Below are 24,187 nucleotides of genomic sequence, written 5' to 3'. Positions count from 1 at the left end.
TCGAGGCGTAGCTTCGGAGGATGAGTTCCGAGGGCATTTCGAGACAGGACAATCGCCGCATCAGGCTGGGCGGCGGGTCGCTTGGCTGGCGGCTGCGCACGGCCGTCATCCTCCTGTTGGTGGTGGCCGCGGCGACGGTCTGGGTCACGAACCGCCTGCTGACCGACCGCTTCACCGAAAGCACCCGCAGCCGCGCGGAACTGCGCCTTGCGCTCTATTCCGGCAACCTGCTCAGCGAGTTGCGGCGAAACGCCATCGTCCCGCAGTTGCTGGCGCGCGATCCGACCCTCATCGCGGCGCTGCAATCGAACGATTTCTCGCTGTCGACGCAGCGCCTGATCTCCTTCGTGGAAGAGATCGGCGCGGCGTCTCTGATGTTGCTGGACCGTGACGGGCGGTCGGTGGCGGCCACGGACCGGAACCGGCTGGGCGAGACGCACCGCAACTCGCCGTTCTTCGTCGAGGCCGTGCGATCGAATTCCACGATCTTCAACGTGATCCGGCGCGAGGCGGGCAGCTACAGTTTTTCCTACGCCCGCCGCCTGGAAGCCAACAACGAAATCCTTGGCGTCATCGTGGTCGAAGTCGATCTGCGGAAGTTCGAACGCGCCTGGGCGGGTATTTCGGACGCGGTGATGGTCACCGACAGTACCGGGACCATCATCCTGTCGACGGAACCGCAATGGCGGGGGCTGGATGAGAATGCGGCGCTACTGCGTCAGCCGCCGCAAAACGCGATCGAACGCGCCATCCGGGCCACCACCGACTGGACCGCGCTGCCGCCTGACGCCTACGTGCAGGGCGAGGCGGTGATGCGCACCGAGAACCGCATCCCGTTCCGGGGCTGGCAGATGACCTCGTTCACCACCTACGCGTCGATCCGCGAGCGGGTGAACGGCGTGTTGGCGTTGGAAATCATGGGGTTCGCGATTCTTCTGGCGCTGGTCTTCTACGCGCTGAGCCGCCGGACGGCGTTGCGCATGGCGTTGTTCCAGCGGGAGTCGGCGGAGCTTCGCGCATTGAATGCACGGCTGCAGCGGGAAATCGCTGAGCGCGAAAGGGTTGAGAAAACCCTGGAAGTGGCCGAGCAGACGCTGGCCCAAAGCTCGAAGCTGGCCGCCTTGGGCGAGATGTCGGCGGCGGTCAGCCACGAGTTGAACCAGCCGCTGGCCGCGATGAAGACCTATCTTGCCGGGGCCCGCCTGTTGCTGCGGCGCAACCGCCCCGAAGAGGCGCTGGCCAGTTTCGGTCGCATCGATGGGCTGATCGAGCGGATGGGGGCGATCACGCGTCAGCTGAAATCCTATGCGCGCAAGGGTGCAGATGCGTTTTCGCCCGTGAATCTCAAGGATGCGCTGGCCTCGTCGCTGTCGATGATGGAGCCGCAACTGCGGCAGAGGCATGTGAAGATCACCCAGATCCTGCCCGAGGAGCCCGTTCTGGTCATGGGCGACCGGATGCGGATCGAGCAGGTCATGGTGAACCTCTTGCGAAATGCGCTGGATGCCACCAAATCTGTTTCGGAACCGGACGTCGAGATCATACTTGCCGCCGGCGATACCGCCATCCTGACGGTGCGGGACAATGGTCATGGTATCGAGGATATCGAGAACCTGTTCGAACCCTTCTACACGACCAAGCAACCGGGAGACGGGGTAGGGTTGGGACTTGCCATTTCGTCCGGGATCGTGAACGACCACGGGGGACGGTTGACTGCACGCAACGGGCAACACGGCGGCGCGGTATTCGAGATGCGGTTGCCGATACTGGACAAGGACGGCCTCGAGGCCGCCGAATGACGAGGAATGACTATGGCACAGGCCATGAAAATTGCCATCGTGGATGACGAACAGGACATGCGCCAGTCGATCAGCCAATGGCTTGCGCTGTCCGGATACGACACGGAAACTTTCGCCAGCGCCGAAGAGGCGCTCAAGGCGTTGGGGCCGGACTATCCCGGCATCGTGATTTCGGACATCAAGATGCCAGGCATGGACGGCATCCAGCTTCTCAAGAAGCTCATGGGCGTGGACAGCGCCTTGCCGGTCATCATGATCACCGGTCACGGCGATGTGCCGATGGCGGTCGAGGCCATGCGGGTCGGCGCATTCGACTTTCTTGAAAAACCGTTCAATCCCGACAGGATGTCTGAATTGGCGAAACGGGCCAGCAATGCCCGCCGTCTGACGCTGGACAACCGTGCCCTGCGCCGTGAGTTGTCGGGCGGCACCCAGATCATGAAAAAGCTGATCGGCGCTAGCCCGGTGATGGAACGTGTGCGCGAGGATATCCTGGATCTAGGGCAGGCCGACGGACACGTTCTGATCGACGGCGAAACCGGCACCGGCAAGACGCTGGTCGCGCACGCACTGCATGCCGTCGGCAGCCGCGCGGGCAAGAAATTCGTTTTGGTATCCTGCGCGGCGCTTGAGGAAGAGGCGCTGTCGAAGCGTCTGTTCGGTCCGATGATGCCCGAGGATGCGCAGTTGCCCGCGATCGAAGAGGCGCGAGGCGGCACGTTGGTTCTGGAAGGAATCGAGGCGCTGAGTGACACGCTGCAGGCCCGGCTTCTGAGTGTGATGAACGACCAGGGAACGCCGGCCGAAACGCGGATCGTCGCGATCTCGAACCTGCAGGAGGCCGGCAAGACCTGCGAAGACGTGCTGCGCCCGGACCTGTTCTATCGTCTGGCCGCGCTGCGCATCACCATGCCGCCTTTGCGCCAGCGGGGGGAAGACATCCTGACACTTTTCACCCGTCTCAGCGAGCAGTTCGCCGAGGAATACGGCTGCGAGGCGCCCCAGGTCAGCGCGCAAGAAGCCGCGCAACTGCTGCAGGCTCCCTGGCCCGGAAACGTGCGCCAACTGATCAACATCGCCGAGCGCGCGGTGCTGCAATCGCGACGGGGCTCGGGAACCATCGCTTCGCTGCTGATGTCGGATCATGATGAAATGCAGCCGGTGATGACAACAGAGGGCAAGCCGCTCAAGGAATATGTCGAGGCGTTCGAGCGGATGCTGATCGACAACACGATGCGACGCCACAAGGGCTCGATCGCGTCCGTGATGGAAGAGCTTTGCCTGCCGCGCCGTACGCTGAACGAAAAGATGGCGAAATACGGGTTGCAGCGTTCGGATTACCTCTGACCGCAACTTCCGCCGGGTCGGATCAGGAGATTTGGCGGAAAACCATTTTAGAACAGCTGGTTGTTTGTCGTTGTTACCGTGCGCTCATCGGGTCGTTGGGTTGGCAAAATCGGACGCCGCCGTTTTGCCATTGTCTTTTCCACAGGAGTGCTTTTATTGTGGCAGAACGGGCAGGGCGCGATGTGTGCCCCGGTGCCCCGAATCTTTGAGTTTCGCTGCTCTGCCTCGTATGGCGATGATCCCCACAGGGCAAAGCAGACCGATTGTGCCCCAACATGGGGCAGTGGAGTGCCTTTGCCCGGGCAATCGGGTGAAAGGAATTAATGGGCAGGCGCGTGGCGTTCCCGCGCTTGTCGGAGAAGAACCGCGATGACGCGCGCGCTAGGATTGAGAGATCGTGCAGGGGGCCAAAGAGCCAGACCCTGCCGCGCGCCGTCCGAAATCGCCCTGACAAGACACCACCCCAAAAGCGCCCGTCCACCCGGACCGGGTAGGACAACGCGATTGGCGCGGTGCACCAAGGAAACATGGCAAAGAAAATGCTTATCGATGCCACCCACGCGGAGGAGACCCGCGTCGTGGTGGTGGACGGAAACAAGGTCGAAGAGTTTGACTTTGAATCCGAAAACAAGCGTCAGCTTGCAGGCAACATCTATCTCGCAAAGGTAACGCGGGTCGAACCGTCGCTTCAGGCGGCCTTTGTGGATTACGGCGGAAACCGTCACGGTTTCCTGGCCTTTTCGGAAATCCATCCGGATTACTACCAGATCCCCGTCGCCGACCGTGAGGCGCTGATGGAGGAAGAGCGCGCCTATGCCGAGGCTTTGAAGGCCCGCGACGAGGCGGATGAGGGCAAGCCAAAGTCGCGGCGGCGGTCACGTTCGCGCACCAAGGCTGAAGATTTCAAGTCGAAGGACCTGATCGAGACCAAGGACTTGTCCTCGGAACCTACGGGCATGGAGACCATCGACCTGGGCGAGGACGAGGAGCATATCGACATTCCGGAAGGCACCTCGCCCATGGAACTGGTTGCCGAAACCCCGGTGGAAGAGCCGGAGGACGCGTCCGAAGAAGAAACTGCGGTTTTTGACCAAGCCGACGACGACGGAGAGGACGACGAAACCGCGCGAGCGGATGATGATGAAGAAGAGGACGGTGACGACGAAAACGGCGACGACGATCATGCCGAGGCGTCCGAAAAGGATGACAGCATCGAATCCGTTGCCGAAGAGGATGACATCGAGGACATCCGTCCGCCGCGCAAACCGCGCCCGCGCCGCTACAAGATCCAGGAAGTGATCAAGGTCCGGCAGGTTCTGCTGGTGCAGGTCGTCAAGGAAGAGCGTGGCAACAAGGGCGCTGCGCTGACGACCTATCTTTCGCTGGCGGGCCGTTATTGCGTTCTGATGCCCAACACTGCCCGTGGCGGCGGAATCAGCCGCAAGATCACAAATGCGGTGGATCGCAAGAAACTCAAGGAAATAGCCTCGGAAATCGACGTGCCGAGCGGCGCTGGCCTGATAATCCGCACGGCCGGGGCCAAGCGGACCAAATCCGAGATCAAGCGCGACTATGAATACCTTCAGCGTCTGTGGGAACAGATCCGGGAACTGACGCTGAAGTCCATCGCGCCTGCCAAGATCTATGAGGAAGGCGACCTGATCAAACGCTCGATCCGCGATCTCTACAGCCGCGACATCGACGAGGTTCTGGTCGAGGGTGAAAGCGGCTATCGCATCGCCAAGGACTTCATGAAGATGATCATGCCGTCGCACGCCAAGAACGTGCAGCGGTACGAGGACCAGTTGCCGCTCTTCGCGCGCTACCAGGTGGAAAGCTACCTGAGCTCGATGTTCAATCCGACGGTTCAGTTGAAATCCGGCGGCTACATCGTGATCGGCGTGACCGAGGCGCTGGTGGCGATCGACGTGAACTCTGGCCGGGCCACAAAGGAAGGCTCGATCGAGGAAACCGCGCTCAAGACCAACCTGGAGGCTGCCGACGAGGTGGCTCGCCAGTTGCGCCTGCGCGATCTTGCCGGCCTCATCGTGATCGACTTCATCGATATGGATGAGCGCAAGAACAACGCTGCCGTCGAAAAGCGGTTGAAGGACAAGCTCAAGACCGACCGGGCGCGCATCCAGGTCGGACGCATCTCGGGCTTTGGCCTGCTGGAGATGAGCCGTCAGCGTCTGCGCCCCGGCATGATCGAAGCCACGACACAGCCGTGCCCATCCTGCCACGGTACGGGGTTGATCCGCTCGGACGACAACATGGCTCTGTCGATCCTGCGCCAGATCGAGGAGGAAGGCACCCGCCGTCGGTCGCGCGAGGTTCTCGTGCGCTGCCCGGTGAACATCGCCAACTTCCTGATGAACCAGAAGCGCGAGCATATTGCGCAGATCGAGGCTCGGTACGGGCTGTCGGTGCGGGTCGAGGGAGATGTGCATCTGGTCAGTCCCGACTTCTCGATGGAGAAGTTCAAAACGGCCAGCCGCGTGGTTCCCGAGGCACCCGCGCCTGTCGTGTCGGTTGACGCCAAGCTCATGGATCAGATCGATGCTGACGAGGATGAAGAAGAAGTCATTCAGGACGAGGAAGAGACCAAGCCCAAGTCCAAGCGCAAGCGCCGCCGCCGCAGTCGTCGCAAGAAGAGCGGCGGCAACGGGGATGCGCCAGAAGTGACCGAAGAGCAGGGCGACGAAGCGTCCTCGGGGGACGCAGAGCCCGATGAGGTTGCGGAAACGCCTGCCGAAGCTGCTCTGGAAGAGGCTGAGAAAGCGGTAACTTCCAAACCCAAGAAAACCCGCGCACCGCGTTCGAGAAAGAAGAAGACCGAAGAGGTTGCCGAACCGGACAGCGCGGTTGCGGAAAAGCCGACCGAGGCGGAAACGGCTGATGGCGACGCACAAGGCGATGAACAGACTTCGGTGACCGAGAAGGCCGTCGAAACGGTCGACGCGGCGCCGGAAGCTGCCGAAGAAGCCCAAACAACCGCGGAACCCGAGCAACCTGTGCTTTCCGAGACTGATGCGGACGCGGACCAGGCGGAGCCTGTCGCAGAAAACGCCGAAGAAGTGAGCCCGGAAAAGGCCGAACCAGTGCTGGAAACCGTTGCTGAGAAAGCTCCGGAGCCCGAAGATACCGGCAAGCCCAAGCGTCGCGGGTGGTGGTCGATCGGAACCTGATACGAGGAAATGGGGCGGGTCACATCGACCCGCCTTTTTCTTATCCGCCTTTGCGGATCAGATAGCTCTGGTAGCCGTTCTCGTCATCTTGCGAGACCAGAGCATGTCCCGCTTCCGCGCAGAAATGGGGCACGTCCACAATCGCCGCCGGATCATCCGCCAGAACGCGCAGAAGCGCGCCGTCAGGCAGCGATTTCAGTCGCTTGCGGGCTTTCAGGACGGGCAGGGGGCACAGTAGGCCAAGCGCGTCCAGGGTTTCGGTAACTTCTGTCATACCCGCCAGATATTCCGCCGCGCCGCTTCTGTCCAGCATCCGGAGCACGGGGATGTGACCGCATGGCCACGTGACGCCGCCGCGATGATGACATATGTGCAGAATCATGTTCGGAATCGATATCATCGATGCGGGCCTGCTGCCTGCCATGTTCGTCGCGATGCTCGGCGGAATCATCAGTTTCCTGTCACCGTGTGTGTTGCCAATCGTGCCGCCTTACCTGGCCTATATGAGCGGCGTGACTATCCACGAGATGCAGGATCAGGCACATGCCCGACGCAAGGCGACCTTGGCGGCGTTGTTCTTCGTTCTGGGGCTGTCGACGGTGTTCCTGCTGCTCGGATTCACGGCGTCGGCCTTCGGCGCGTTTTTTCTTTCTAATCAAGAACTTTTCGCCAAACTCTCAGGCGCGGTCGTGATCGTTTTCGGTCTGCATTTCCTGAACGCGTTCCGTATTCCGCTACTGGACCGGGAGGCGCGGATGGAAGCCGGGGATGCCGGCGGCTCGGTCTTTGGCGCGTACCTTTTGGGGTTGGCCTTCGCCTTCGGCTGGACCCCTTGCATCGGGCCGCAACTGGGCGCAATTCTGTCACTGGCGGCCTCGGAAGCGTCCGTGGCACGCGGCACGTTGCTGCTTGGGGTTTACGCTGCGGGGCTGGGGGTTCCCTTCCTGCTGGCGGCCATGTTCCTCAACCGCTCGATGACGGTGATGAACCGGATCAAACCCCATATGGGCAAGATCGAAAAGGGTATGGGAGCCTTGCTGCTCATCGTGGGCGTGATGTTGATCACCGGCCTGTTCTCTGAGTTCAGCTGGTGGCTTCTGGAAACATTCCCGGGCCTTGCGACGCTTGGCTGAGGTCATCGGGGCGGGGCTTACGCTTGCCCCGATGCTGCGCTAGGCTGCGCTCCAGAGGTCATGGCCATGAGCAGTCTATCGCCGCAGAAACGGGTGCGCCGGCGCCGGGTGTTCTACATTCCCGGCTACGATCCGAATCCACCACGCAGATACAGGGAACTCTACCGCAAGGAGGCCGCGGCCCAGGCGCGGATTTCCGGCTATGAGATCAACCTGAAACCGAAATCCGGAGAAGGCTCTTATGGATGGCAGGTTTCCTCCTTCCAGGACGGCAGCCAAACGGAAACGGAGTTCGCGGTTCTGGTCTGGTCGGATGTCGTGCGCACCAGCATGTCGAACTCGATCCCCGCTACATATCTGCAACTGGCAAGGACGGCATGGATCTACGCGTCGACCGGTGCGTTGTGGCGCCTCATGAGACTGCGCAAAGGGCCCGTCATCGCTGCATTTTACCCTGTTGGCATGTTGCTGCTTCAGTTGGCGCTGGCGCTGGCAATCGTGTGGATCGTGGGCAAGGCGACAGCGCCTGTTCTGCACTGGCTTAGCCCGGTGCCGGGGATCGTGCTGGCCGGTCTGATCCTGCACCGCTTCAGGGCCCTCGATCACAAGCTTTACGTCTATTACCTGTTGCACAACTACGCCTATTCCGCGCGTTTCCGGGGGGAATATCCGCCAGAGTTTGAGGCCAAAATCGCGCAGTTCGTCGATCTCATCGGCACGGCGATGCGGGACGACGTGGACGAGGTTCTTGTCGTCGGACACAGTTCGGGCGCGCACCTTGCCGTTTCGGTTGTGGCGGACCTGATCCGCGAGGGACACGTCGCCGAAAATCGACCCGCATTGGGCTTGTTGACGTTGGGTCAGGTGATGCCGATGGTATCCTTCCTGCCGAGGGCGCACCGGCTGCGCGGTGATCTGAATTATCTTAGCGCGAGGAACGAACTCGCCTGGGCAGACGTTTCGGCCCCGGGCGACGGCTGTTCCTTTGCGCTCTGTGACCCTGTGACGGTCAGCGGTGTGGCCGGTCCCGGTAAAAAATGGCCACTGGTCCTTTCTGCGGCCTTCACGCAAACGCTTTCGCCGGACCGTTGGTCCGAACTGCGCTGGCGGTTCTTCCGGTTGCACTTCCAGTATCTCTGCGCCTTCGACAGGCCAGGCGATTACGACTATTTCCGGATCACCGCGGGCCCCATGACCCTTGCAGAAAGGTATCGGGGCAGGGCGCCTTCACGGTCGCGTATAGATGTGGCGGTGTCCAAATACACTTCGGTGGCCGCATGATCCCGCCAAAGCCGCCTGCGCGGGCCGACAAGGTCTCGTTGTGGCGCTACCTAAAACTGTTTCGCCAGGATCTTCTGTCTGCGCAGCCGCAACGACTCTACCGGGCCTGGATGGCCGAGTTCCGGACGCCTTTCTTCCGATCCTTCCTGATCAACCAGCCGGATCTGATCGACACGGTGCTCAAGCAGCGCCCGGATGACTTCCCGAAATCCAACCGAATCCGCGAGGGGCTGAGGCCATTGCTGGGCGAGTCCGTCTTTCTTACTAATGGCGAGACATGGAAGCGGCAACGGCGCATCATCGATCCGGCCTTCGAAGGCGGGAGGTTGCGTGACACGTTTCCCGCCATGCGGGACGCCGCAGAGGCTTGCGTGGCACGGTTGCGGCAGCGTATCGGGCAAGACATCGAGTTCGAGGAAATCACAAGCCATGCCGCGGCAGACGTGATTTTCAGAACCCTGTTCTCCATCCCCATCGAACACGAAATCGCCACGCGCGTGTTCGACAGGTTTCGCGCGTACCAGCGGGCGCAACCTCTGCTGAACACCGCCGCGTTCGTTCCCGTTCCGCGCTGGGTTCCCCGGTTCCACTCGCGCGAAACTCGCGAGAGTGCGGCCGAGATCCGGACGCTGATCGAACGGCTGACCTGTGACCGCATGGCCGCCATCAATACCGGGACAGCGCCCGACGATCTGGCGACCAAGATCATGACCACCGCGGATCCGGTGACGGGCGAGCGGTTCGGCACGGCCGAGATGGTAGACCAGGTGGCGATCTTCTTCCTTGCCGGTCACGAAACAAGTGCGTCGGCGCTGGCCTGGACCTTGTACCTCATGGCGCTTTATCCCGAGTGGCAGGACCGGTTGGCGGCCGAGGCGCAGGCTTTGGAAGACGAAAGTTTTGCCGTGATGTCGAAACTCAGGCTCAGCCGCGACGTGTTCCGCGAGGCGCTTCGGCTTTACCCGCCGGTGCCGATGATGGTGCGCGAGGCAACATGCCCCGAACGGTTCCGTGGGCGGGACGTGCCCAAGGGGGCGCAGATCGTGCTCAGCCCGTGGCATTTGCACCGTCACGAACGGCTTTGGGACCGTCCAGACGAATTCGACCCGGCGCGATGGCAAACCGAGAACGGCAAAACCTGCCAACGTGACGCCTATGTCCCGTTTTCCGCCGGACCCAGGGTTTGTACCGGGGCCGGGTTCGCCATGGTCGAAGGGCCGTTGATCCTGTCGATGCTGCTGCGCCACTTCCGGCTTGAGCGGATCGATGGCAAGGATCCCGTTCCGGTAGCGCATCTGACCGTGCGGGCGCGGGATGGGATCTGGCTGCGGGTGGTTGAGCGTTAACACGCTACCATCCGTCAAAGCCTTGCTGTATTCGGAAACGCAAATCGGAATCAGATTGAACGGGAAAGTGATATGTCCAAGGCAGACCAGCGCGAACAGATGAAAAACGGTGCGGGCTTCATCGCGGCTCTGGACCAGAGCGGTGGTTCGACCCCGAAGGCGCTGGCGCTTTACGGCGTCGATGCCGCCCAGTACGGGTCCGAAGAAGAGATGTTCGCCGAGATCCAGAAGATGCGCGAACGGATCATCCTGGCCGACGATTTCACCAAGGCGAAGGTGATAGGCGCAATCCTGTTCGAACGCACCTTGGGCGAAGAAATCGAAGGCCAGCAGGTCGCTGACTACCTCTGGTCGGTCAAAGGCGTCGTGCCGTTCCTGAAGATCGACAAGGGCCTGGAGGAACAGGCCAATGGCGTCCAGATGATGAAGCCGATCCCGGGCTTGGCCGCAACTCTGGCCAAGGCGTCGCCCATGGGCGTGTTTGGCACCAAGGAACGCTCGGTTATCCACGAAGCCAATGCCGAAGGGATCGCCGCCGTGGTGGCGCAACAGTTCGACGTCGCGCGCGAGGTGATCGCGGCCGGAATGGTGCCGATCGTCGAGCCGGAGGTGAACATCGACTCGGCAACCAAGGCCGAGGCCGAGGACCTGCTGAAAGCCGAAATCCTCAAGCATCTCGACACGCTGGACGACGGCCAGGAAGTGATGCTGAAGCTGACCATCCCGAGCAAGGCGAACCTGTACGACGAACTGGCCGACCATCCGCGCGTTCTGCGCGTGGTTGCGCTGTCGGGCGGCTACTCCACCGAAGAAGCCTGCGATCTGCTGAACAGGAACGGCAAGATGATTGCCTCCTTCTCTCGCGCCTTGACCGAAGGGCTGTCCAAGCAGATGTCGGACGCCGAATTCATCGCGGCATTGGGCAGCAATATCGATAAGATCTACCGCGCCTCGGTGTGACAGAGCAGGCGCTCTGCGGGGCGCCTTTTCATTCCGGCTTGGTAAAATCCCGGCGCAGCCGCGTGGCCTTCTCGCGCATCGCGCACCCTACGGCATGGTCGTTCACCAGCCCCATTGCCTGCATGAAGGCGAAGACCGTCGTAGGACCGACGAATTTCCATCCGCGTTTCTTGAGATCCTTGGACATGGCCACCGATTCGGGCGAGGTCGAAACCGTTTGCGGTTCGGGCAAATCCTCGGGCAGCGCCTCGTATCGCCAGACGTAGGCCGCAAGCGAGCCTGTCTCCGCCACCAGTTCGTGTGCCCGGCGCGCGTTGTTGATGACCGCCTCGATCTTTCCCTTGTGGCGGATGATGCCCTTGTCGTTCAGCAGGCGCTCCACGTCTTTGTCGGTGAACTCAGCTACCCGTTCGATGTCGAAGCCGTGGAATGCCGCCCGGAAATTCTCGCGTTTTGCCAGGATGGTGCGCCAACTGAGACCTGACTGGAAGCTTTCGAGGCAGAGCTTCTCGAAAAGGCGTTGATCGTCTGCGACCGGATAGCCCCATTCGGTGTCGTGGTATTCGAAAAACTCGGGTGCCGCTTGGCACCAGCGGCAACGGGGCAGGCCGTCCGGGCCGGGAATCGTTTCGCTCATCGGATGATCCTGTTTTGTTCCCATCCAATCAGCCAGCTATCAGTTCGTATTTCAAGCATCAATCGCGCTGGCGGTACCAGTTCAGGATGAAAACCCGAATGGCGGAGGCGAGGCCGGTTTCGGGATCGCGCGCGACATCGATTTCGGAGGCCAGCACATTGATCGGCAAGCCTTTTGTTTTGGCGATTTCACGAAAGGCTTGCCAGAATTCGTCCTCGAGCGACACGGAGGTCCGGTGCCCCTTGAGCGTCAGCGAGCGTTTGACGGGCGGGCCGCTCATTTGTCGCGCTCATGCCCGTCAAGGTCGCGGCGTTCCTTTTCCGCACGGGCTTTTTCCAGGTCTTTTTCCGCCTTGGTGCGACCAAAGGCTGCCGCATTTGCGTTTGCGCGGGCCTTTTTCTCGGCCCGCGCCTTTTCCTTTCGGTACCGGTTCAGGTTGACCGGCTTGCCCATCAGTCTTTTGGCCCGATCATCTCTTCGGGGCGAACGACGTCGTCAAATGTTGCCTCATCGACAAAACCCAGTCTGACCGCTTCTTCTTTCAAAGTGGTGCCGTTCTTGTGGGCTGTCTTGGCGACGGTCGTTGCGTTGTCATACCCGATTGTGGGGGCCAACGCGGTGACCAGCATCAGCGATTCCTTCATCAGCTTGTCGATGCGCGGTTTGTTGGCCTCGATGCCCAGCAGCATCCGTTCGGTGAAGCTGTCCGCCGCATCGCCCAGCAATTGGATCGACTGCAGCAGGTTGTAGGACATCATCGGGTTGTAGACGTTCAACTCGAAATGGCCCTGCGAGCCCGCGAACTTGATGGCGGCGTCATTGCCCATCACGTGGGCGGCCACTTGTGTCAGCGCCTCGGCCTGCGTCGGGTTAACCTTGCCCGGCATGATCGACGATCCCGGCTCGTTTTCGGGCAGGATCAACTCGCCCAGCCCCGAACGCGGACCAGAGCCGAGGAAGCGGATGTCATTGGCGATCTTGTAGCAAGACCCGGCAATCGTCGCGAGCGCACCCGACAGGAAAACCATCGCGTCATGGGCGGCCAGCGCCTCGAACTTGTTGGGCGCGGTCACGAAGGGCAAACCGGTGATCTCGGCCATGTTGGCGGCGACGGTCTCGCCCCAGCCTTTCTGGGTGTTCAGCCCGGTACCCACGGCTGTACCGCCCTGCGCAAGCTCGTAGATGCCCGGCATGGCCGCGTTCACACGCGCGATGCCCTGACGGATCTGATGCGCGTAGCCCGAAAACTCCTGGCCCAGCGTCAGCGGCGTCGCGTCTTGGGTATGGGTGCGGCCGATCTTGATGATGTCCTTGAACTCCTGGGCCTTCTGCTCCAGACCAGCGGCCAGCTTTTCCAGCCCCGGCAGCAGAACGTCACGCACCATCATTGCGGTGGCGATGTGCATGGCGGTGGGGAAGGTGTCATTCGACGATTGCCCCATGTTGCAGTGATCGTTGGGATGCACCGGATCCTTGGACCCGATCACGCCGCCGAGGATTTCGATGGCGCGGTTTGCGATCACCTCGTTCGAGTTCATGTTGGACTGGGTGCCCGACCCGGTTTGCCAGACGACCAGAGGAAAGTTGTCGTCGAACTTGCCTTCAATCACCTCGCCGGCCGCCTGAATGATGGCATCAGCCAGTTTGGCATCCAGTTTGCCGCTGGCCTTGTTCGCCATGGCGCAGGCCTTTTTGATCACGCCCAACGCGCGGACGATGGCCACGGGCTGTTTTTCCCAGCCGATGGGGAAATTCATGATGGAACGCTGCGTCTGAGCGCCCCAATACTTGTCGGCGGGAACTTCCAGCGGGCCAAAGCTGTCGGTTTCGGTGCGGGTCTGAGACATCTGTCACTCCGTCTGGTATGCAGTTGTATGCCGTTTAGCCGCGTCGCCCTTTGGACGCAATCGGCCAGTTGCGCGCACCATAAAGTCATGCGGGCGCAAGGTATAGGATCAAAGCCCGCGTCAATTTTTCGTGGCAAGAGAAAGAGCGTCGTTGTGCCGGACCCTCTCGCTTGTAGAATGTCTGCCATAACCGTGACGGAGGCCCTCATGTTTGGATCGACCCGAAGCCGGAATGCGATGCCCCTGTTGGTGGCAGCGCTAAGCCTTTTGTGGTTATTGTCACTGGTCGTTCCGGCCTGGGCGACGGGGATTGCGCCTTTTGTCGGATCCTACGAAGGCTCGGCCGAGTTGGTCGATTCCGAAGGCACGTCCACACCGAGGGACATGAGCGTCACGATCACCGAAACGAAATCGGGTTTCAACGTCAGTTGGACGACGACGACGTACAAACCGGACGGGCGGGTAAAAGAAGGCAAGTATTCGGTCGATTTCGTGCCGTCGGACCGGGAAAACATCTTTTCCGCCGCAATGGCCCGAAACGTCTTTGGTCACGAGGTCCAACTTAACCCCATGAAGGGTGAGCCTTATGTCTGGGGCCGGATCGTCGGCGACACACTGACGGTCTACTCGCTGTTCATCGATGAGCAGGGCGGGTACGAGATGCAACAGTTTGACCGGACGCTAGCTGAAGGCGGGCTCAACCTGTCGTTCTCCCGGTTTCGAAATGGAATGAAGTCCCGGTCGGTCGAAACCTTCCTGAAAAGGCTGTAGGATCCGCATTATTTGCGAAAACTGTCCAGCGACACGACGTCCGCGTCGTGGTGCGCGCTGGCTTCTTCTTCGTCATCGTCCTCGGGCCCGCCGGGGAGCTGCGCAGAATCCTCTTCCTCGTCCTCGTCGCTGCTTTCGAACCGCAGCCCGAATTCGACGGATGGATCGACGAAGGTCTTGATCGCGGAATAGGGAATGTAGATCGGTTCGGGCGTGTCACCGAAGTTCAGCGTTATGGAAAACCCGTCGTCGTCGACGTTCAGGTTTTCGAACCAATGCTGCATGACGATCGTCATCTCGCCAGGGTAGCGGTCGCGTAGCCATTCGGCGAGTTCCACGCCCGGATAGCGAGTGTCGAACGTGATGAAGAAATGATGTGCTCCGGGCAGACCATGCTCTGACACCTGGGTCAGAACGCTTTTGATCAAGCCCCGCATCGCGGTGTGCATCAGGTTTCCGTAGTTGATGTCGCGCGACATTTCCCATCCTCAAGAATTCTCGTGTTCAGCATAGGGGATTCGGTCGGAAACAAAAGACCAACTCGTGCAATATTGGTCAGAAGAAATGGGTTAGTGCTCCGACGGTTGCCATGATGGCCAACGCGGTCGCCAAACCGGATTTCAACTTGAAAATCAGTAGTCCAGCCAGCAGCGTCAATGCAGCAGCAACCGCATCCAGAGAAGCGAGGGACGGCAGCGGAATGGATACAGGACCCAGTGAATAGGCCGGGACCGACCCGAAAAGAACGTTCAGCGCGAACCACACGGACAGGTTGAGAATCACTCCGACCACAGCGGCGGTGATACCGCGCAGCGCCGAGGACAAACGCGGACGAGCAGCGATCTGCTCCAGATATGGCGCTGCCAAGAAAATCCAGAGAAAACAGGGCACGAAGGTCGCCCAAAGCGCAACCGCGCCTGCGGCCAGCGCCAGAGAGGCACCACCGGAGATCTGCCCCGTCAACATCGCCACGAATTGCGTGACCAAGATCAGCGGGCCAGGAGTCGTCTCGGCCAATCCCAGCGCGTCGATCATCTGGTCGGTCGTGACCCAGTTGTATTTGTCCACGACGGTCTGGGTCATGTAGGCAAGAACCGCGTAGGCGCCGCCGAAGGTCACGACGGCAAGGCGGGCGAAGAACCAACCCAGATCGCTGAGAAGTTTCTGACCCGAAAGCGTCAGCGCAAACAGCGGCGCCAGCCAGAGGCTGAGCCACAGCGCCGCCGTCCGCAGCGGGCGGGAACCGGTCCGGGACGCAGGAACGGTCGCCGGCACTGTTTGGCCGGTGGTCGCGAAACCCCAGATCGCCGCAACGGCGATGATCAGTGGAAACGGCAGGTCGAGCGCAAAGATCGCCAGAAAGGCGAGTGTCGCGATCACGCGTGACGCGGGATCCGTCAGCGCCTTGCGCGACAGGTTCCTGAGCGCGTGCAGTACGATCACGATGACAGTTGCCTTCACACCCAGAAAGGCCGCCTGTACCAGCGGCAAATTTCCGAACGCGGCGTAAAGGCCGACAAGTATGGCGATGATTGCAGCCCCTGGCAGAACGAACAGACAGCCTGCAATCAATCCACCAGGAACGCCGCGCAATCGCCAGCCGGCGTAGGTCGCCAATTGCATCGCTTCGGGTCCGGGCAGCAACATGCAAAGCGACAGCGCACGCAAATAGGCCTGCTCGTCCAGCCAGAGGCGGTCTTCGACCAGTTCCCTGTGCATCAGCGAGATCTGGGCAGCCGGCCCGCCGAAGGACATGAGGCCGATACGCCCGAAGACGCGAAACAACTCGCCGAATGTGGGCGTCATGACTTGCGGTCCGCGGGCCAGTCATGCCCCTCGTCAAAGCCATCGCGGGCCCAACGGTAATACGCGTCGTAAATGTCCATACCGGCCTGCAACTGCTGATGATCATCCCGGTACTGGCGCGACAGCCCGACCGAGATGGCCAGCAGACCCGCAGCTTCGGGCGCAAGGTCATGCCGGTTGGTGTCGGCGCCGCGCACGACGGTTGCCAGGCGGTTCAGCGCCTCGGTCCGAAGGTGGAATTCATCCAGCATCGCGTCAAAGGTGCAAGCGTCTCCGCGATGGCTCCAGAAGGTGTTTTCCACGTCGAACGGAACGGCCCCGAAACGCTCCGCCACGCTTTCCACCTCGGCGGGGGCGACGAACAGAAAACGGGCGCCGGGATCGACGAAACGGCGGATGAGCCAAGGGCAGGCGATCCGGTCGATCTTCGGGCGATGGCGCGTAACCCAGAGGGTGTGATCGCCGACAGGTTTGGGAATCGCGCCCGCAGCGACGCTTGGCGCCCCGGCGAGGTCGCGCCAGGCGAACATTCCCCCATCCAGGAATTCCGCCTCGTGCCCGTCCCCGCGCAGCCACGATGCAAGGCCCTGGCTGAGTTTCCTGCCCTTTTGGCAAACGATCACGCAGGGCTGGCCGCCGACGCGTTCGTGGAGTGCGTCCAGGTCAGTGTGCGGCAGACGAACGGAGCCGGGGATCAGATGCGGATCGCTGGCTAAATCTTCGTCGAGTCGTATGTCGACAATCGTCGGTGCCTTGGGCGTCCCGACCAGCCGAAGCAGTTGTTGGGCGGTGATAGCATTGGGTGCAGCCATGGCATGTCTCCCTTTCTTGCGGATACATGCGAAACTTGGGCTGTCGCCTCACGGGGCGTTCGCAGAATGTGACCCCATGAGACCTTGCTACCTTGGAAAAGCGCCGAGCGTCAATATGGCTGGTCCGAGTTCCCGCTACGCCCAGTCCAGCCTTTGTCCTGTCATGCAGACGGGCAGAGTATCCTGAGGGAATTGGCCCAACTGTTCAAAGAACGAGATAAAATCGAACTGATTGTAGGCTTCGACCACCTTGCCATCGCGAAACCGCGCCATCACCTGACCTGTCACTTCGATCGGCGCCCCGGTATCCGCGCGCGTCGTATGCACATGCAGGATCGCCGAAAGCCAATTTCCGTCTTCGATGATCTTTGGCAGATCCACCCTGATATCGCCCAGGATGTGGCGGAATGCGGTCACCAGATCGCGGAAATCGTCCGGGCCGACCTGCATCTCCGGGATCAACCCCTCGGCCGTCGTGTCGGGCGTGAAGAACCGGCTGATCGCATCGGTGTTTCCCTGTTCCCAAACCTCTGCATACCAAGCCTTCAACACATCGGATTTCGTCATGTCGGGTCTCCGTCCTATTTCCTCGGACCTTGACGGAAATGAGTGAACGAAAGTTGAACGCGTTTGGCGTTTGGGGCAGTTGATTTCGGTGGGATGAGATGCAGGTTTCTGTTGCCAGGTACCTGCGGACCCCGCCTTACGCGGCTAGGCGCAAGGGCTTAGATTTCGGTCTTTCGGACTGCTTACGCAGCCAGAGCAACCGGAGCACGATTGTCATTGGCAATTATGCTTAACGGACCGATAACGGTGGTACCTCACCGGGACAAAGCAAACCCCTTTAGACGTTCGTCGATCCTATTTCGGCCCCATTATCCCCCAATGACGAGATGTTGGTGGAGCCGCCGGGTACCGCCCCCGGGTCCGATCCGCTTATTACGAGCGCGTTTATGTCCATAGTTCTTGCGAACGGTGGAAATATAGTCAGGCGGAACGGGCATTGCAAGCGGGCAAGGGGCGTTGGATGGCGGTTCTTGAGTGTAGTAAAAGAGTTTTCCCTTCGTGCCGTTGTGATGCATGTAATATAGATAAAACAATTTGTTGCGATTTGATATTCATGTGCGAATTGCCGATGGCACCAGCAGTTCAGCCTTTCTCCAGCAGGGCTTCGATCAAACCGCTGCCCAGAGACTCAGGCCACCGACCAGCAACAGGCTCAGCGCCCACACCAATTCCAGATCGAACCAGCCACGCGACAGGAAACGAAGGCCGAGCCACCGGAACACCGCATAGGCCAGAACACCTCCGGAAACGACCATCGCCAGCGTGTGAACGAAGGCTACGACCAGGGCCAACACCACGTTGGTCCCCATGATCTCGGAAGCGGCTCGATGGCCCCGGTCCATCTCGTCCAGTCCGCAAAGGCCGAGGTAAATGGGCAGGATCATCAGCGCCGCGCCATGCGCGAGCGCCACAAGGAAGGACCAAAGGGCAAGGCGCGACGGTGGCACGCGCGCCAGAAACCTCGGGTGGCGGCGTGTAACCATCAGGTAGAGACCCATACCGATCACCAACAGTGCCGCGACCAAGCGAATCTCGCGCTGCAAATCGATGAGCGCGACCATCAGGGTGAAAGGCAGCAGCACCGCAAGCATCGCGAGGAAATGACCTCCGGCAAGTGCTCCGAGGGCTTTCCATAGGGAAAAGCGTTGCCTTTCCATCAACGCGGAAGACACTGCAAGCGGCCATCCCATTCCCGGGTTGAGCCCGTGATAGAACCCGCTCACCACAACGGCCAGCCAGAGGCCGGCCGCCGTTGTCGTCAGGTCACTCAACTCAGACCGACGGGTAGCAGAAACTATCCGTCGAACAGTCGCCGCCCTCCAGCCGGATCTGGTGCGTGCGATAGCCTTTGGGGAATTCGATCCAGAACTCCGGGTCGAGCGTCAGGCCACCATTCTCTCCCACATCGGCTTTGACCATCGCGGCACCCCGGTCGCCTGGATAGAATTGATCGTCCCATGTGGAATAGAGCGAATTGGTCCAGTAGACCCGCTTGCCGTCGCGGCTGATCTCAACCATCTGCGGGCCGTAGCCGAAGTCCCTGCCGTTCGGATGCTTGGTTTTCTTGACGATGCCGCCGATATCGACCTTGCCGGCAAGCTTTGGGTTCATCGGATCCGAAACGTCATATTGATGCATCTCTCCAAGGCCCCAGCAGGAGACGTAGAGGTACTTGTCATCAAGGCTCAGGTCGATGTCGGTCACCAGCGGCGGAACTGCGGAAAACCCCTTGAGCAGTTCCGGCAGGTCGTCCGGGTCCGCTGGTTGCGGGTCAATGGTGATGGTTTTCTTGGCTTCGAAAGTGCCGTCCTCCTTGCGCCACCAGGTGAAGACGGCCCCCTGCAGGTTGGTCGTGTCAACGACAACTCCGCAGAACCCATGCTGTTTGACCGGGTCATGCGCAGGGCGGATCTCGAGCGCCATCTGGTGGTTCTCTCCAAGGTCGATGGTCTGGATGTTGGTGCGGTTGCGCAGGTTCCAGAAATGGATGCGGTGGCCGTATTTGTTCGACAGCAAGTCTTCGGGCACCAGCCCATTCTCGAATTGCGGCGGCAATGCCCATTCCGAACTCACCATGTAGTCCCGCGGAAGATTCCACCAGAAGTCATAGTGCTTGTCCTGAACGCCGCGCTCGATCTCGTAGCGGCCGATGATGTCGAAGGTCTGGCAGTCGAGGATGAAAATGCCGGGAGGGCCGTCGGTGCCGTCGGGCCCACCGCCGCCCAGCGTGCTGACATAGATCCCCTCGGGGCCGCAATGGATGGTGTGCGGGCGGGAATACCCTGTCTTGGCAAAGACCTCCTTGGGTTCGATGATCTTGTGGATCTTCGCGTTGAGGGGGTCTTTCACATCCACGATGTAGATGCGGCTGGACCGGATGCCGGGGATGATAAGGTACCTGCGTTCAAGGAACGCGTGGCCGGTCAGGGGCGAAAGCGCGGATGAACAGGCGTTCCAGCCGAAGTGGTGAAACTCGTCCCCCTTTTCCGGCATGATGACCTTGTGGACGATCTTGCAATAGTCATCCGAAGTGGGATCGACGTTCACCACGGCCAATCCGTCGGGTTGCGAGGAATCGGGGCTGAGCATCAGGGTGAAGGCCAGCGTTTCCGCCGGCGCTTCCATTGCGATCTTTGGCGATGGATAGAAAGTCGGGTCCGGTCTAAGGTTCATAACTTCCTCCCGTAACGAATTGTCATTCTGTTATTTCAGAGAAAACCGGTCTTTGCGCCGGGCGTTATGCTGCCTGACCAAGTGTCCGTCCCGGACCTGGTTCCGTCAAGGTTCTTTTGAGGTAGGGTTCAGCCGGACTGTTTCCGCCGGCGCTCCGCGACATCACGTGCCAGTTGCCGGGTATAGGTTTCCAGTTCCACCAGGGCAGCGTCAACCTCGCCCGCGGCGCGGGCGTCCAGCGCGTCGGCGATGCGGGTATGCAGGGCAATGATCGACTCGCGGGAACGGGCGGAAAAGGTGATCATGTTCATCAGCGGCTGCATCGCTTCGACGGCCCCGGCCAACTGATAAGACAGAACAGGGTTGCCCGCGCCGTCGACCAGCGCGCGGTGGAATGCCACGTCCGAAGCGCAGAAGGCCTCGTCGGTAAGGCCGGGTTGGGACTGCCGGAAGATCTCGGTCCGCATGGTCGCCAGATGATCGGGCGTGCGGCGCTCGGCGGACAGTGGGGCGCAGGCCCGTTCCAGCGCGTACCGCGCCTCGCAGGCCGTGTCGAAGCTGACGGCGTTCATCGACAGCAGAAGGGTCGAGGTGGTAATCTGCTGCGAATAGGCGTCCTCGAAGTTCAGCCGGTTCACGAATGCGCCGCCGGTTGCGCCGCGTTGCGTGCGGATCAACGACTGTGCCGCCAGCCGTTTCAGCGCCTCACGCACGGTCGGGCGTGAGACTTGGAACTGGTCTGCCAATTCCGCTTCGGAGGGCAGGCGGGCGTCGACGATCAACTCGCCGGAAACGATCGCCGCCTTGATGGCCTGAGCGATTTGGGCGGACAGGTCGGCCGGGTTTTGCGGGTCGATTTTCATGAATGACCATTTTTCATTTGTCTGACATTTAAAAGTCTGACATTTGAAAAGCAAGAGATGAGTCGGGCGTGAGGAGAGGGAGAGCCATGCTGTCGGACCGCATCAGGGCCATGTCTGCGCCTCGCTGGCTGGCATTGTTCACAGGTATAGTCGCGGCATGGACCGCGTTGTACCTTATGGCGATTCCGGCAGAGCAGCGGCAGTTCGGCGCGATTTACGGCGCCGATTTCTGGGCCAGCCTATGCACAGTCACTCCGGACGCGGCGGGGTTTGCGCGCATGTTCGCCATGTGGGTGCTGATGTCGGCTGCTATGATGGCGCCGACGGTGCTGCCGGCGCTGGCCACCTATGAAGAGCTTGGCCAGAGCGGCGCCGACGCGAGCATGGCGCGACTGCTGGGCGGCTACATGTCTGTCTGGCTCGGTTTTTCCTTGGTGGCGGCGGCGCTTCAGATGGGTCTGTTCCGCGCCGGGCTGCTGGATCCCCTGGGGCAAAGCGGCACCGTATGGCTGACCGCCGGTCTGCTCGGGATCGCGGGGCTATACCAATTCTCGCCAGTCAAGGATCTCTGTCTGGAGAAATGCCGCTCGCCGATGATGTTCTTCATGTCCCATTGGGACGAGGGGCCGTGGCGCAACGGAATCCGACTGGGGCTCGTCTGTCTGGGCTGCTGCTGGGCGCTGATGCTGCTGGCCTTCGTGGGCGGCGTAATGAACCTCGCCTTCATGGGCCTCGCCACCGCGATCATGGTTTTCGAGAAACTGCCCGAACTTGGGCGATGGATAACCCGACCGCTGGGCGGGTTGCTGATCGTGGCTTCCGCCGCGATCGGGTTTGGTTTGGTCTAAGGAGGAAATAGAATGGCAAGCGACCGACTGGAAGTGCCAGAAAAGATCGACAGCCGACACCCGGCCGCAGAACGGAAGGATCCCGGTCTGACGCCTTGGGCGATCAAAGGGGAACTGGTCCTGAACTGCAACTGCACGGTGTTCTGCCCATGCGTGGTGTCGCTGGGCAAGCACGCCCCGACCGAGGGGCATTGCCAGACCTGGGGCGGTGTGCGGATCGACAGCGGCCATTATGGCGACGAGGACCTGTCCGGCCTCAACATTGGTCTGCTGATCGAGATCCCCGGCATGATGTCGCGCGGCAACTGGAAGGCAGCCGTGTTCATTGACGATCGCGCAAGCCATGCCGCCTATGAAGCTCTGGTCAAGATTTTCTCAGGTCAGGCCCGCGGCACGACCGGGTTGTTCTCAGTATTGGTGGGCGAATTCCTTGGCGCCGAGCGCCAGCCGGTTTCCTATGTCAACGACGGCAAGAACCGTCACATTACCGTTGGCAAGAAGATACAGGGCACCGTGTTCCCTGTCGAAGGCAAGGACAAGGATCAAGAAGTCGTGATCACGAACACTGAGTACTGGATGGGTCCCGACATCACCGTCGCCACCGCCAGCAAGGGTCGGGTACGTGCCTTTGGCCGCGTCTGGGATTTCGAGGGCCGCTCGGCCGAGATTTGCCAGATCGACTGGCACGGGCCCAAGTAATGATCTCCGCCGAATACGCCCGGCAGATGGCCCGCTACAATCGCTGGCAGAACAGCCAGTTGGCGGGCTTTCTTGCGGAGCTTCCGGTCGATGAACTGACCCGCGACCGCGGGGCGTTCTTCGGGTCGATCCTGGGCACGGCAAATCATTTGCTCTGGGGCGACACGATGTGGATGTCGCGGTTCGACGGGGGCGACGCCCCCGCGGGCGGCATTTCCGACAGCACCGGATTCTGCCCCGATCTGCCGGCCTGGCAAGAGGCCCGAACGGCCGTGGACGCCCGCATCGGCCGCTGGGCGGAGAACCTGACGGATGCAGAGTTGCAGGGCGATCTCACCTGGTACTCTGGTGCCGCGGGGCGCGAGGTTTCCAAGCCGCTGGCGATGCTGGTGGTCCACATGTTCAATCATCAGACCCACCACCGGGGTCAGATCCACAAGATGCTGACCGAAAGCGGATCCTCCGCTCCGGTCAGCGATCTGTTCTTCATGCCAGAGGATGTATGAGATGGCGGTGATCTTCCCGTCGCGCCGCGTGCGCAAGACCCCGTTCACGCCGGGCGTAGAGGCCGCAGGCGTCGGCGGATATACGGTCTACAACCACATGCTGTTGCCGACCTTTTTTGAAGGCGTCGCCGCGGATGCAGCGCATCTGAAGCAGCACGTCCAGATCTGGGACGTAGCCTGTGAACGGCAGGTGCAGATCAAGGGGCCGGACGCGCTCAGGCTGATGAAGCTGCTCAGCCCGCGCGACATGGACCGGATGGAGCCCGATCAGTGCTATTACGTGCCGACGGTCGACCACCAGGGCGGGATGCTGAACGATCCGGTGGCGGTCAAGCTGGCAGACGATCATTATTGGTTGTCCGTCGCGGATGGCGACCTGTGGCAATTTGCGTTGGGGCTGGCGATTGGGCGCAGTCTGGATGTGGAGATCGACGAACCCGACGTCTCGCCGCTGGCGGTGCAGGGACCCAAGGCCGACGACCTTATGGCGCGGGTGTTTGGCGACGTAGTGCGCGATATCAGGTTCTTCCGCTACAAGCGTCTACCGTTCGAGGGGCGCGAATTCGTGGTGGCGAGGTCGGGCTGGTCGAAACAGGGCGGGTTCGAGATCTACGTGGAAGGGTCGGAATACGGAATGCCGCTCTGGGATGCGCTGTTCGCCGCAGGGCAGGATCTGAACGTCCGGGCCGGCTGTCCCAACAACATCGAACGGATCGAAAGCGGGCTTCTCAGCTTTGGCAATGACATGGGGCGGGAGAATACGCCATATGAATGCGGTCTGGGTCGGTTCTGCAACTCGCCGGAAGATTTCATCGGCAAGGCGGCGCTGGCCGATCAGGCCAAAAACGGGCCGCCGCGCCAGATCCGGCCATTGGTGATCGAAGGCGAAATCGGAATGTGCGCCGGGTCCTGGCCGCTGCTGGCCGATGGAAGGCAGGTAGGGCAAGTGGGTTCGGCCATCCATTCTCCTGAATTCGGTGTGAACGTCGCCATCGGCATGGTCGACCGTTCGCATTGGGCGCCGGGTACGCGGATCGAGATCGAGACCGAGCAGGGCATGCGTTGGGCCGTCGTGCAGGAGAGGTTCTGGCGCTGAATGCGGGC

The 24,187-nt window shown here is 61.0% G+C and carries 24 protein-coding genes and 1 other RNA gene; 12 read left to right on the top strand and 13 right to left on the bottom strand.

Going from position 1 to position 24,187, the window contains the following annotated elements:
* Positions 1 to 20: 20 nt before the first annotated feature.
* The 3 genes from FGK63_RS06610 (at position 21) to FGK63_RS06600 (ending at position 6,334) form a co-directional block, all read left to right on the top strand.
* The gene (locus tag FGK63_RS06610; RefSeq protein ID WP_138840817.1) at positions 21 to 1,799 is read left to right on the top strand and encodes a sensor histidine kinase; all 1,779 of its coding nucleotides are present in this window, start codon (positions 21 to 23) and stop codon (positions 1,797 to 1,799) included.
* A gap of 12 nt (positions 1,800 to 1,811) precedes the next feature.
* Positions 1,812 to 3,146, top strand: a complete 1,335-nt coding sequence (locus FGK63_RS06605) for a sigma-54-dependent transcriptional regulator (protein ID WP_138840816.1) — start codon at positions 1,812 to 1,814, stop codon at positions 3,144 to 3,146.
* Positions 3,147 to 3,673: 527 nt separating this feature from the next.
* Positions 3,674 to 6,334 (top strand): Rne/Rng family ribonuclease, encoded by a 2,661-nt coding sequence (locus FGK63_RS06600; protein WP_138840815.1) that lies wholly within the window; start codon positions 3,674 to 3,676, stop codon positions 6,332 to 6,334.
* A gap of 40 nt (positions 6,335 to 6,374) precedes the next feature.
* Here the strand turns inward: FGK63_RS06600 and FGK63_RS06595 are convergent, their stop codons facing one another.
* Complete coding sequence (locus FGK63_RS06595; protein WP_138841205.1) at positions 6,375 to 6,608, bottom strand: sulfurtransferase TusA family protein; 234 nt, start codon at positions 6,606 to 6,608, stop codon at positions 6,375 to 6,377.
* 106 nt (positions 6,609 to 6,714) lie between these two features.
* On the opposite strand from FGK63_RS06595, the gene FGK63_RS06590 reads away from it, so the two are divergent.
* From FGK63_RS06590 to FGK63_RS06575, 4 genes are all read left to right on the top strand, one after another.
* Entirely contained in the window at positions 6,715 to 7,467 is a 753-nt protein-coding gene (locus tag FGK63_RS06590; RefSeq protein ID WP_138840814.1) for a cytochrome c biogenesis CcdA family protein, read from the top strand.
* A gap of 66 nt (positions 7,468 to 7,533) precedes the next feature.
* Positions 7,534 to 8,748 carry a hypothetical protein gene (locus FGK63_RS06585; RefSeq protein WP_138840813.1) on the top strand — a complete coding sequence of 405 codons (1,215 nt, stop codon included), beginning with the start codon at positions 7,534 to 7,536 and terminating at the stop codon, positions 8,746 to 8,748.
* Positions 8,745 to 10,094, top strand: a complete 1,350-nt coding sequence (locus FGK63_RS06580) for a cytochrome P450 (RefSeq protein ID WP_138840812.1) — start codon at positions 8,745 to 8,747, stop codon at positions 10,092 to 10,094. Before FGK63_RS06585 ends, FGK63_RS06580 begins: the two co-directional genes overlap by 4 nt.
* Positions 10,095 to 10,166: 72 nt before the next feature.
* Positions 10,167 to 11,054, top strand: a complete 888-nt coding sequence (locus FGK63_RS06575) for a fructose bisphosphate aldolase (protein WP_138840811.1) — start codon at positions 10,167 to 10,169, stop codon at positions 11,052 to 11,054.
* A 28-nt stretch (positions 11,055 to 11,082) separates the two neighbouring features.
* On the opposite strand, the gene FGK63_RS06570 is transcribed toward FGK63_RS06575, so the two are convergent.
* From FGK63_RS06570 to fumC, 4 genes are read right to left on the bottom strand one after another with little or no spacing between them, the layout of a single operon-like run.
* Positions 11,083 to 11,691 (bottom strand): DNA-3-methyladenine glycosylase I, encoded by a 609-nt coding sequence (locus tag FGK63_RS06570; protein WP_138840810.1) that lies wholly within the window; start codon positions 11,689 to 11,691, stop codon positions 11,083 to 11,085.
* Between the two features lie 58 nt (positions 11,692 to 11,749).
* A complete protein-coding gene (locus tag FGK63_RS06565) occupies positions 11,750 to 11,971 on the bottom strand; it encodes a ribbon-helix-helix domain-containing protein (RefSeq protein WP_138840809.1) in 222 nt (73 codons plus the stop codon).
* Entirely contained in the window at positions 11,968 to 12,144 is a 177-nt protein-coding gene (locus FGK63_RS06560; RefSeq protein WP_138840808.1) for a DUF4169 family protein, read from the bottom strand. The genes FGK63_RS06565 and FGK63_RS06560 overlap by 4 nt, the downstream gene beginning before the upstream one ends.
* Entirely contained in the window at positions 12,144 to 13,538 is a 1,395-nt protein-coding gene (gene fumC, locus FGK63_RS06555; RefSeq protein WP_138840807.1) for a class II fumarate hydratase, read from the bottom strand. Before fumC ends, FGK63_RS06560 begins: the two co-directional genes overlap by 1 nt.
* Positions 13,539 to 13,745: 207 nt before the next feature.
* On the opposite strand from fumC, the gene FGK63_RS06550 reads away from it, so the two are divergent.
* Positions 13,746 to 14,309, top strand: coding sequence for a hypothetical protein (locus FGK63_RS06550; protein ID WP_138840806.1), 564 nt, complete (start codon positions 13,746 to 13,748; stop codon positions 14,307 to 14,309).
* A gap of 8 nt (positions 14,310 to 14,317) precedes the next feature.
* Here FGK63_RS06550 and FGK63_RS06545 read toward each other — a convergent pair whose 3' ends face one another.
* The 8 genes from FGK63_RS06545 to FGK63_RS06510 all read right to left on the bottom strand — a co-directional run bounded on the left by FGK63_RS06545 (position 14,318) and on the right by FGK63_RS06510 (position 21,030).
* A complete protein-coding gene (locus tag FGK63_RS06545; protein ID WP_138840805.1) occupies positions 14,318 to 14,788 on the bottom strand; it encodes an SspB family protein in 471 nt (156 codons plus the stop codon).
* Between the two features lie 76 nt (positions 14,789 to 14,864).
* Positions 14,865 to 16,115, bottom strand: coding sequence for a chromate efflux transporter (gene chrA / locus FGK63_RS06540; RefSeq protein WP_138840804.1), 1,251 nt, complete (start codon positions 16,113 to 16,115; stop codon positions 14,865 to 14,867).
* Positions 16,112 to 16,927: a chromate resistance protein ChrB domain-containing protein gene (locus FGK63_RS06535; protein ID WP_138840803.1), complete on the bottom strand. Its 816-nt coding sequence runs from the start codon at positions 16,925 to 16,927 to the stop codon at positions 16,112 to 16,114. Before FGK63_RS06535 ends, chrA begins: the two co-directional genes overlap by 4 nt.
* A gap of 135 nt (positions 16,928 to 17,062) precedes the next feature.
* Positions 17,063 to 17,494 (bottom strand): ester cyclase, encoded by a 432-nt coding sequence (locus FGK63_RS06530; protein ID WP_138840802.1) that lies wholly within the window; start codon positions 17,492 to 17,494, stop codon positions 17,063 to 17,065.
* Positions 17,495 to 17,591: 97 nt separating this feature from the next.
* Positions 17,592 to 17,940, bottom strand: a transfer-messenger RNA (tmRNA) gene (gene ssrA, locus FGK63_RS06525).
* A 162-nt stretch (positions 17,941 to 18,102) separates the two neighbouring features.
* Entirely contained in the window at positions 18,103 to 18,756 is a 654-nt protein-coding gene (locus tag FGK63_RS06520) for a hypothetical protein (RefSeq protein WP_425471843.1), read from the bottom strand.
* A 10-nt stretch (positions 18,757 to 18,766) separates the two neighbouring features.
* Positions 18,767 to 20,167, bottom strand: coding sequence for a selenium-binding protein SBP56-related protein (locus FGK63_RS06515; RefSeq protein WP_138840800.1), 1,401 nt, complete (start codon positions 20,165 to 20,167; stop codon positions 18,767 to 18,769).
* 128 nt (positions 20,168 to 20,295) lie between these two features.
* Positions 20,296 to 21,030, bottom strand: a complete 735-nt coding sequence (locus tag FGK63_RS06510; protein WP_138840799.1) for a FadR/GntR family transcriptional regulator — start codon at positions 21,028 to 21,030, stop codon at positions 20,296 to 20,298.
* Between the two features lie 86 nt (positions 21,031 to 21,116).
* On the opposite strand from FGK63_RS06510, the gene FGK63_RS06505 reads away from it, so the two are divergent.
* From FGK63_RS06505 to FGK63_RS06490, 4 genes are read left to right on the top strand one after another with little or no spacing between them, the layout of a single operon-like run.
* Complete coding sequence (locus FGK63_RS06505; protein WP_138840798.1) at positions 21,117 to 21,878, top strand: DUF2182 domain-containing protein; 762 nt, start codon at positions 21,117 to 21,119, stop codon at positions 21,876 to 21,878.
* A gap of 12 nt (positions 21,879 to 21,890) precedes the next feature.
* On the top strand, positions 21,891 to 22,577 hold the full coding sequence (locus FGK63_RS06500; RefSeq protein ID WP_138840797.1) for a DUF1326 domain-containing protein: 687 nt from the start codon (positions 21,891 to 21,893) through the stop codon (positions 22,575 to 22,577).
* Positions 22,577 to 23,083: a DinB family protein gene (locus FGK63_RS06495; protein ID WP_138840796.1), complete on the top strand. Its 507-nt coding sequence runs from the start codon at positions 22,577 to 22,579 to the stop codon at positions 23,081 to 23,083. The genes FGK63_RS06500 and FGK63_RS06495 overlap by 1 nt, the downstream gene beginning before the upstream one ends.
* Before the next feature lies 1 nt (position 23,084).
* Positions 23,085 to 24,179, top strand: coding sequence for a dimethylsulfoniopropionate demethylase (locus tag FGK63_RS06490; protein WP_138840795.1), 1,095 nt, complete (start codon positions 23,085 to 23,087; stop codon positions 24,177 to 24,179).
* The last annotated feature ends 8 nt before the right edge of the window (positions 24,180 to 24,187 follow it).

It is taken from the genome of Ruegeria sediminis (genome assembly GCF_005938215.1).
GTDB classification, from domain to species: domain Bacteria; phylum Pseudomonadota; class Alphaproteobacteria; order Rhodobacterales; family Rhodobacteraceae; genus Ruegeria; species Ruegeria sediminis.
This window is presented reverse-complemented; position numbering and strand designations above follow the sequence as displayed.

What these genes read in the sequence shown, in the direction of transcription:
- FGK63_RS06610 (WP_138840817.1), top strand. Translation starts at nt 21, where the DNA reads ATGAGTTCCGAGGGCATTTCGAGACAGGACAATCGCCGCATCAGGCTG.
- FGK63_RS06605 (WP_138840816.1), top strand. Translation starts at nt 1,812, where the DNA reads ATGGCACAGGCCATGAAAATTGCCATCGTGGATGACGAACAGGACATG.
- FGK63_RS06600 (WP_138840815.1), top strand. Translation starts at nt 3,674, where the DNA reads ATGGCAAAGAAAATGCTTATCGATGCCACCCACGCGGAGGAGACCCGC.
- FGK63_RS06595 (WP_138841205.1), bottom strand. Translation starts at nt 6,608, where the DNA reads ATGACAGAAGTTACCGAAACCCTGGACGCGCTTGGCCTACTGTGCCCC.
- FGK63_RS06590 (WP_138840814.1), top strand. Translation starts at nt 6,715, where the DNA reads ATGTTCGGAATCGATATCATCGATGCGGGCCTGCTGCCTGCCATGTTC.
- FGK63_RS06585 (WP_138840813.1), top strand. Translation starts at nt 7,534, where the DNA reads ATGAGCAGTCTATCGCCGCAGAAACGGGTGCGCCGGCGCCGGGTGTTC.
- FGK63_RS06580 (WP_138840812.1), top strand. Translation starts at nt 8,745, where the DNA reads ATGATCCCGCCAAAGCCGCCTGCGCGGGCCGACAAGGTCTCGTTGTGG.
- FGK63_RS06575 (WP_138840811.1), top strand. Translation starts at nt 10,167, where the DNA reads ATGTCCAAGGCAGACCAGCGCGAACAGATGAAAAACGGTGCGGGCTTC.
- FGK63_RS06570 (WP_138840810.1), bottom strand. Translation starts at nt 11,691, where the DNA reads ATGAGCGAAACGATTCCCGGCCCGGACGGCCTGCCCCGTTGCCGCTGG.
- FGK63_RS06565 (WP_138840809.1), bottom strand. Translation starts at nt 11,971, where the DNA reads ATGAGCGGCCCGCCCGTCAAACGCTCGCTGACGCTCAAGGGGCACCGG.
- FGK63_RS06560 (WP_138840808.1), bottom strand. Translation starts at nt 12,144, where the DNA reads ATGGGCAAGCCGGTCAACCTGAACCGGTACCGAAAGGAAAAGGCGCGG.
- fumC (WP_138840807.1), bottom strand. Translation starts at nt 13,538, where the DNA reads ATGTCTCAGACCCGCACCGAAACCGACAGCTTTGGCCCGCTGGAAGTT.
- FGK63_RS06550 (WP_138840806.1), top strand. Translation starts at nt 13,746, where the DNA reads ATGTTTGGATCGACCCGAAGCCGGAATGCGATGCCCCTGTTGGTGGCA.
- FGK63_RS06545 (WP_138840805.1), bottom strand. Translation starts at nt 14,788, where the DNA reads ATGTCGCGCGACATCAACTACGGAAACCTGATGCACACCGCGATGCGG.
- chrA (WP_138840804.1), bottom strand. Translation starts at nt 16,115, where the DNA reads ATGACGCCCACATTCGGCGAGTTGTTTCGCGTCTTCGGGCGTATCGGC.
- FGK63_RS06535 (WP_138840803.1), bottom strand. Translation starts at nt 16,927, where the DNA reads ATGGCTGCACCCAATGCTATCACCGCCCAACAACTGCTTCGGCTGGTC.
- FGK63_RS06530 (WP_138840802.1), bottom strand. Translation starts at nt 17,494, where the DNA reads ATGACGAAATCCGATGTGTTGAAGGCTTGGTATGCAGAGGTTTGGGAA.
- FGK63_RS06515 (WP_138840800.1), bottom strand. Translation starts at nt 20,167, where the DNA reads ATGAACCTTAGACCGGACCCGACTTTCTATCCATCGCCAAAGATCGCA.
- FGK63_RS06510 (WP_138840799.1), bottom strand. Translation starts at nt 21,030, where the DNA reads ATGAAAATCGACCCGCAAAACCCGGCCGACCTGTCCGCCCAAATCGCT.
- FGK63_RS06505 (WP_138840798.1), top strand. Translation starts at nt 21,117, where the DNA reads ATGCTGTCGGACCGCATCAGGGCCATGTCTGCGCCTCGCTGGCTGGCA.
- FGK63_RS06500 (WP_138840797.1), top strand. Translation starts at nt 21,891, where the DNA reads ATGGCAAGCGACCGACTGGAAGTGCCAGAAAAGATCGACAGCCGACAC.
- FGK63_RS06495 (WP_138840796.1), top strand. Translation starts at nt 22,577, where the DNA reads ATGATCTCCGCCGAATACGCCCGGCAGATGGCCCGCTACAATCGCTGG.
- FGK63_RS06490 (WP_138840795.1), top strand. Translation starts at nt 23,085, where the DNA reads ATGGCGGTGATCTTCCCGTCGCGCCGCGTGCGCAAGACCCCGTTCACG.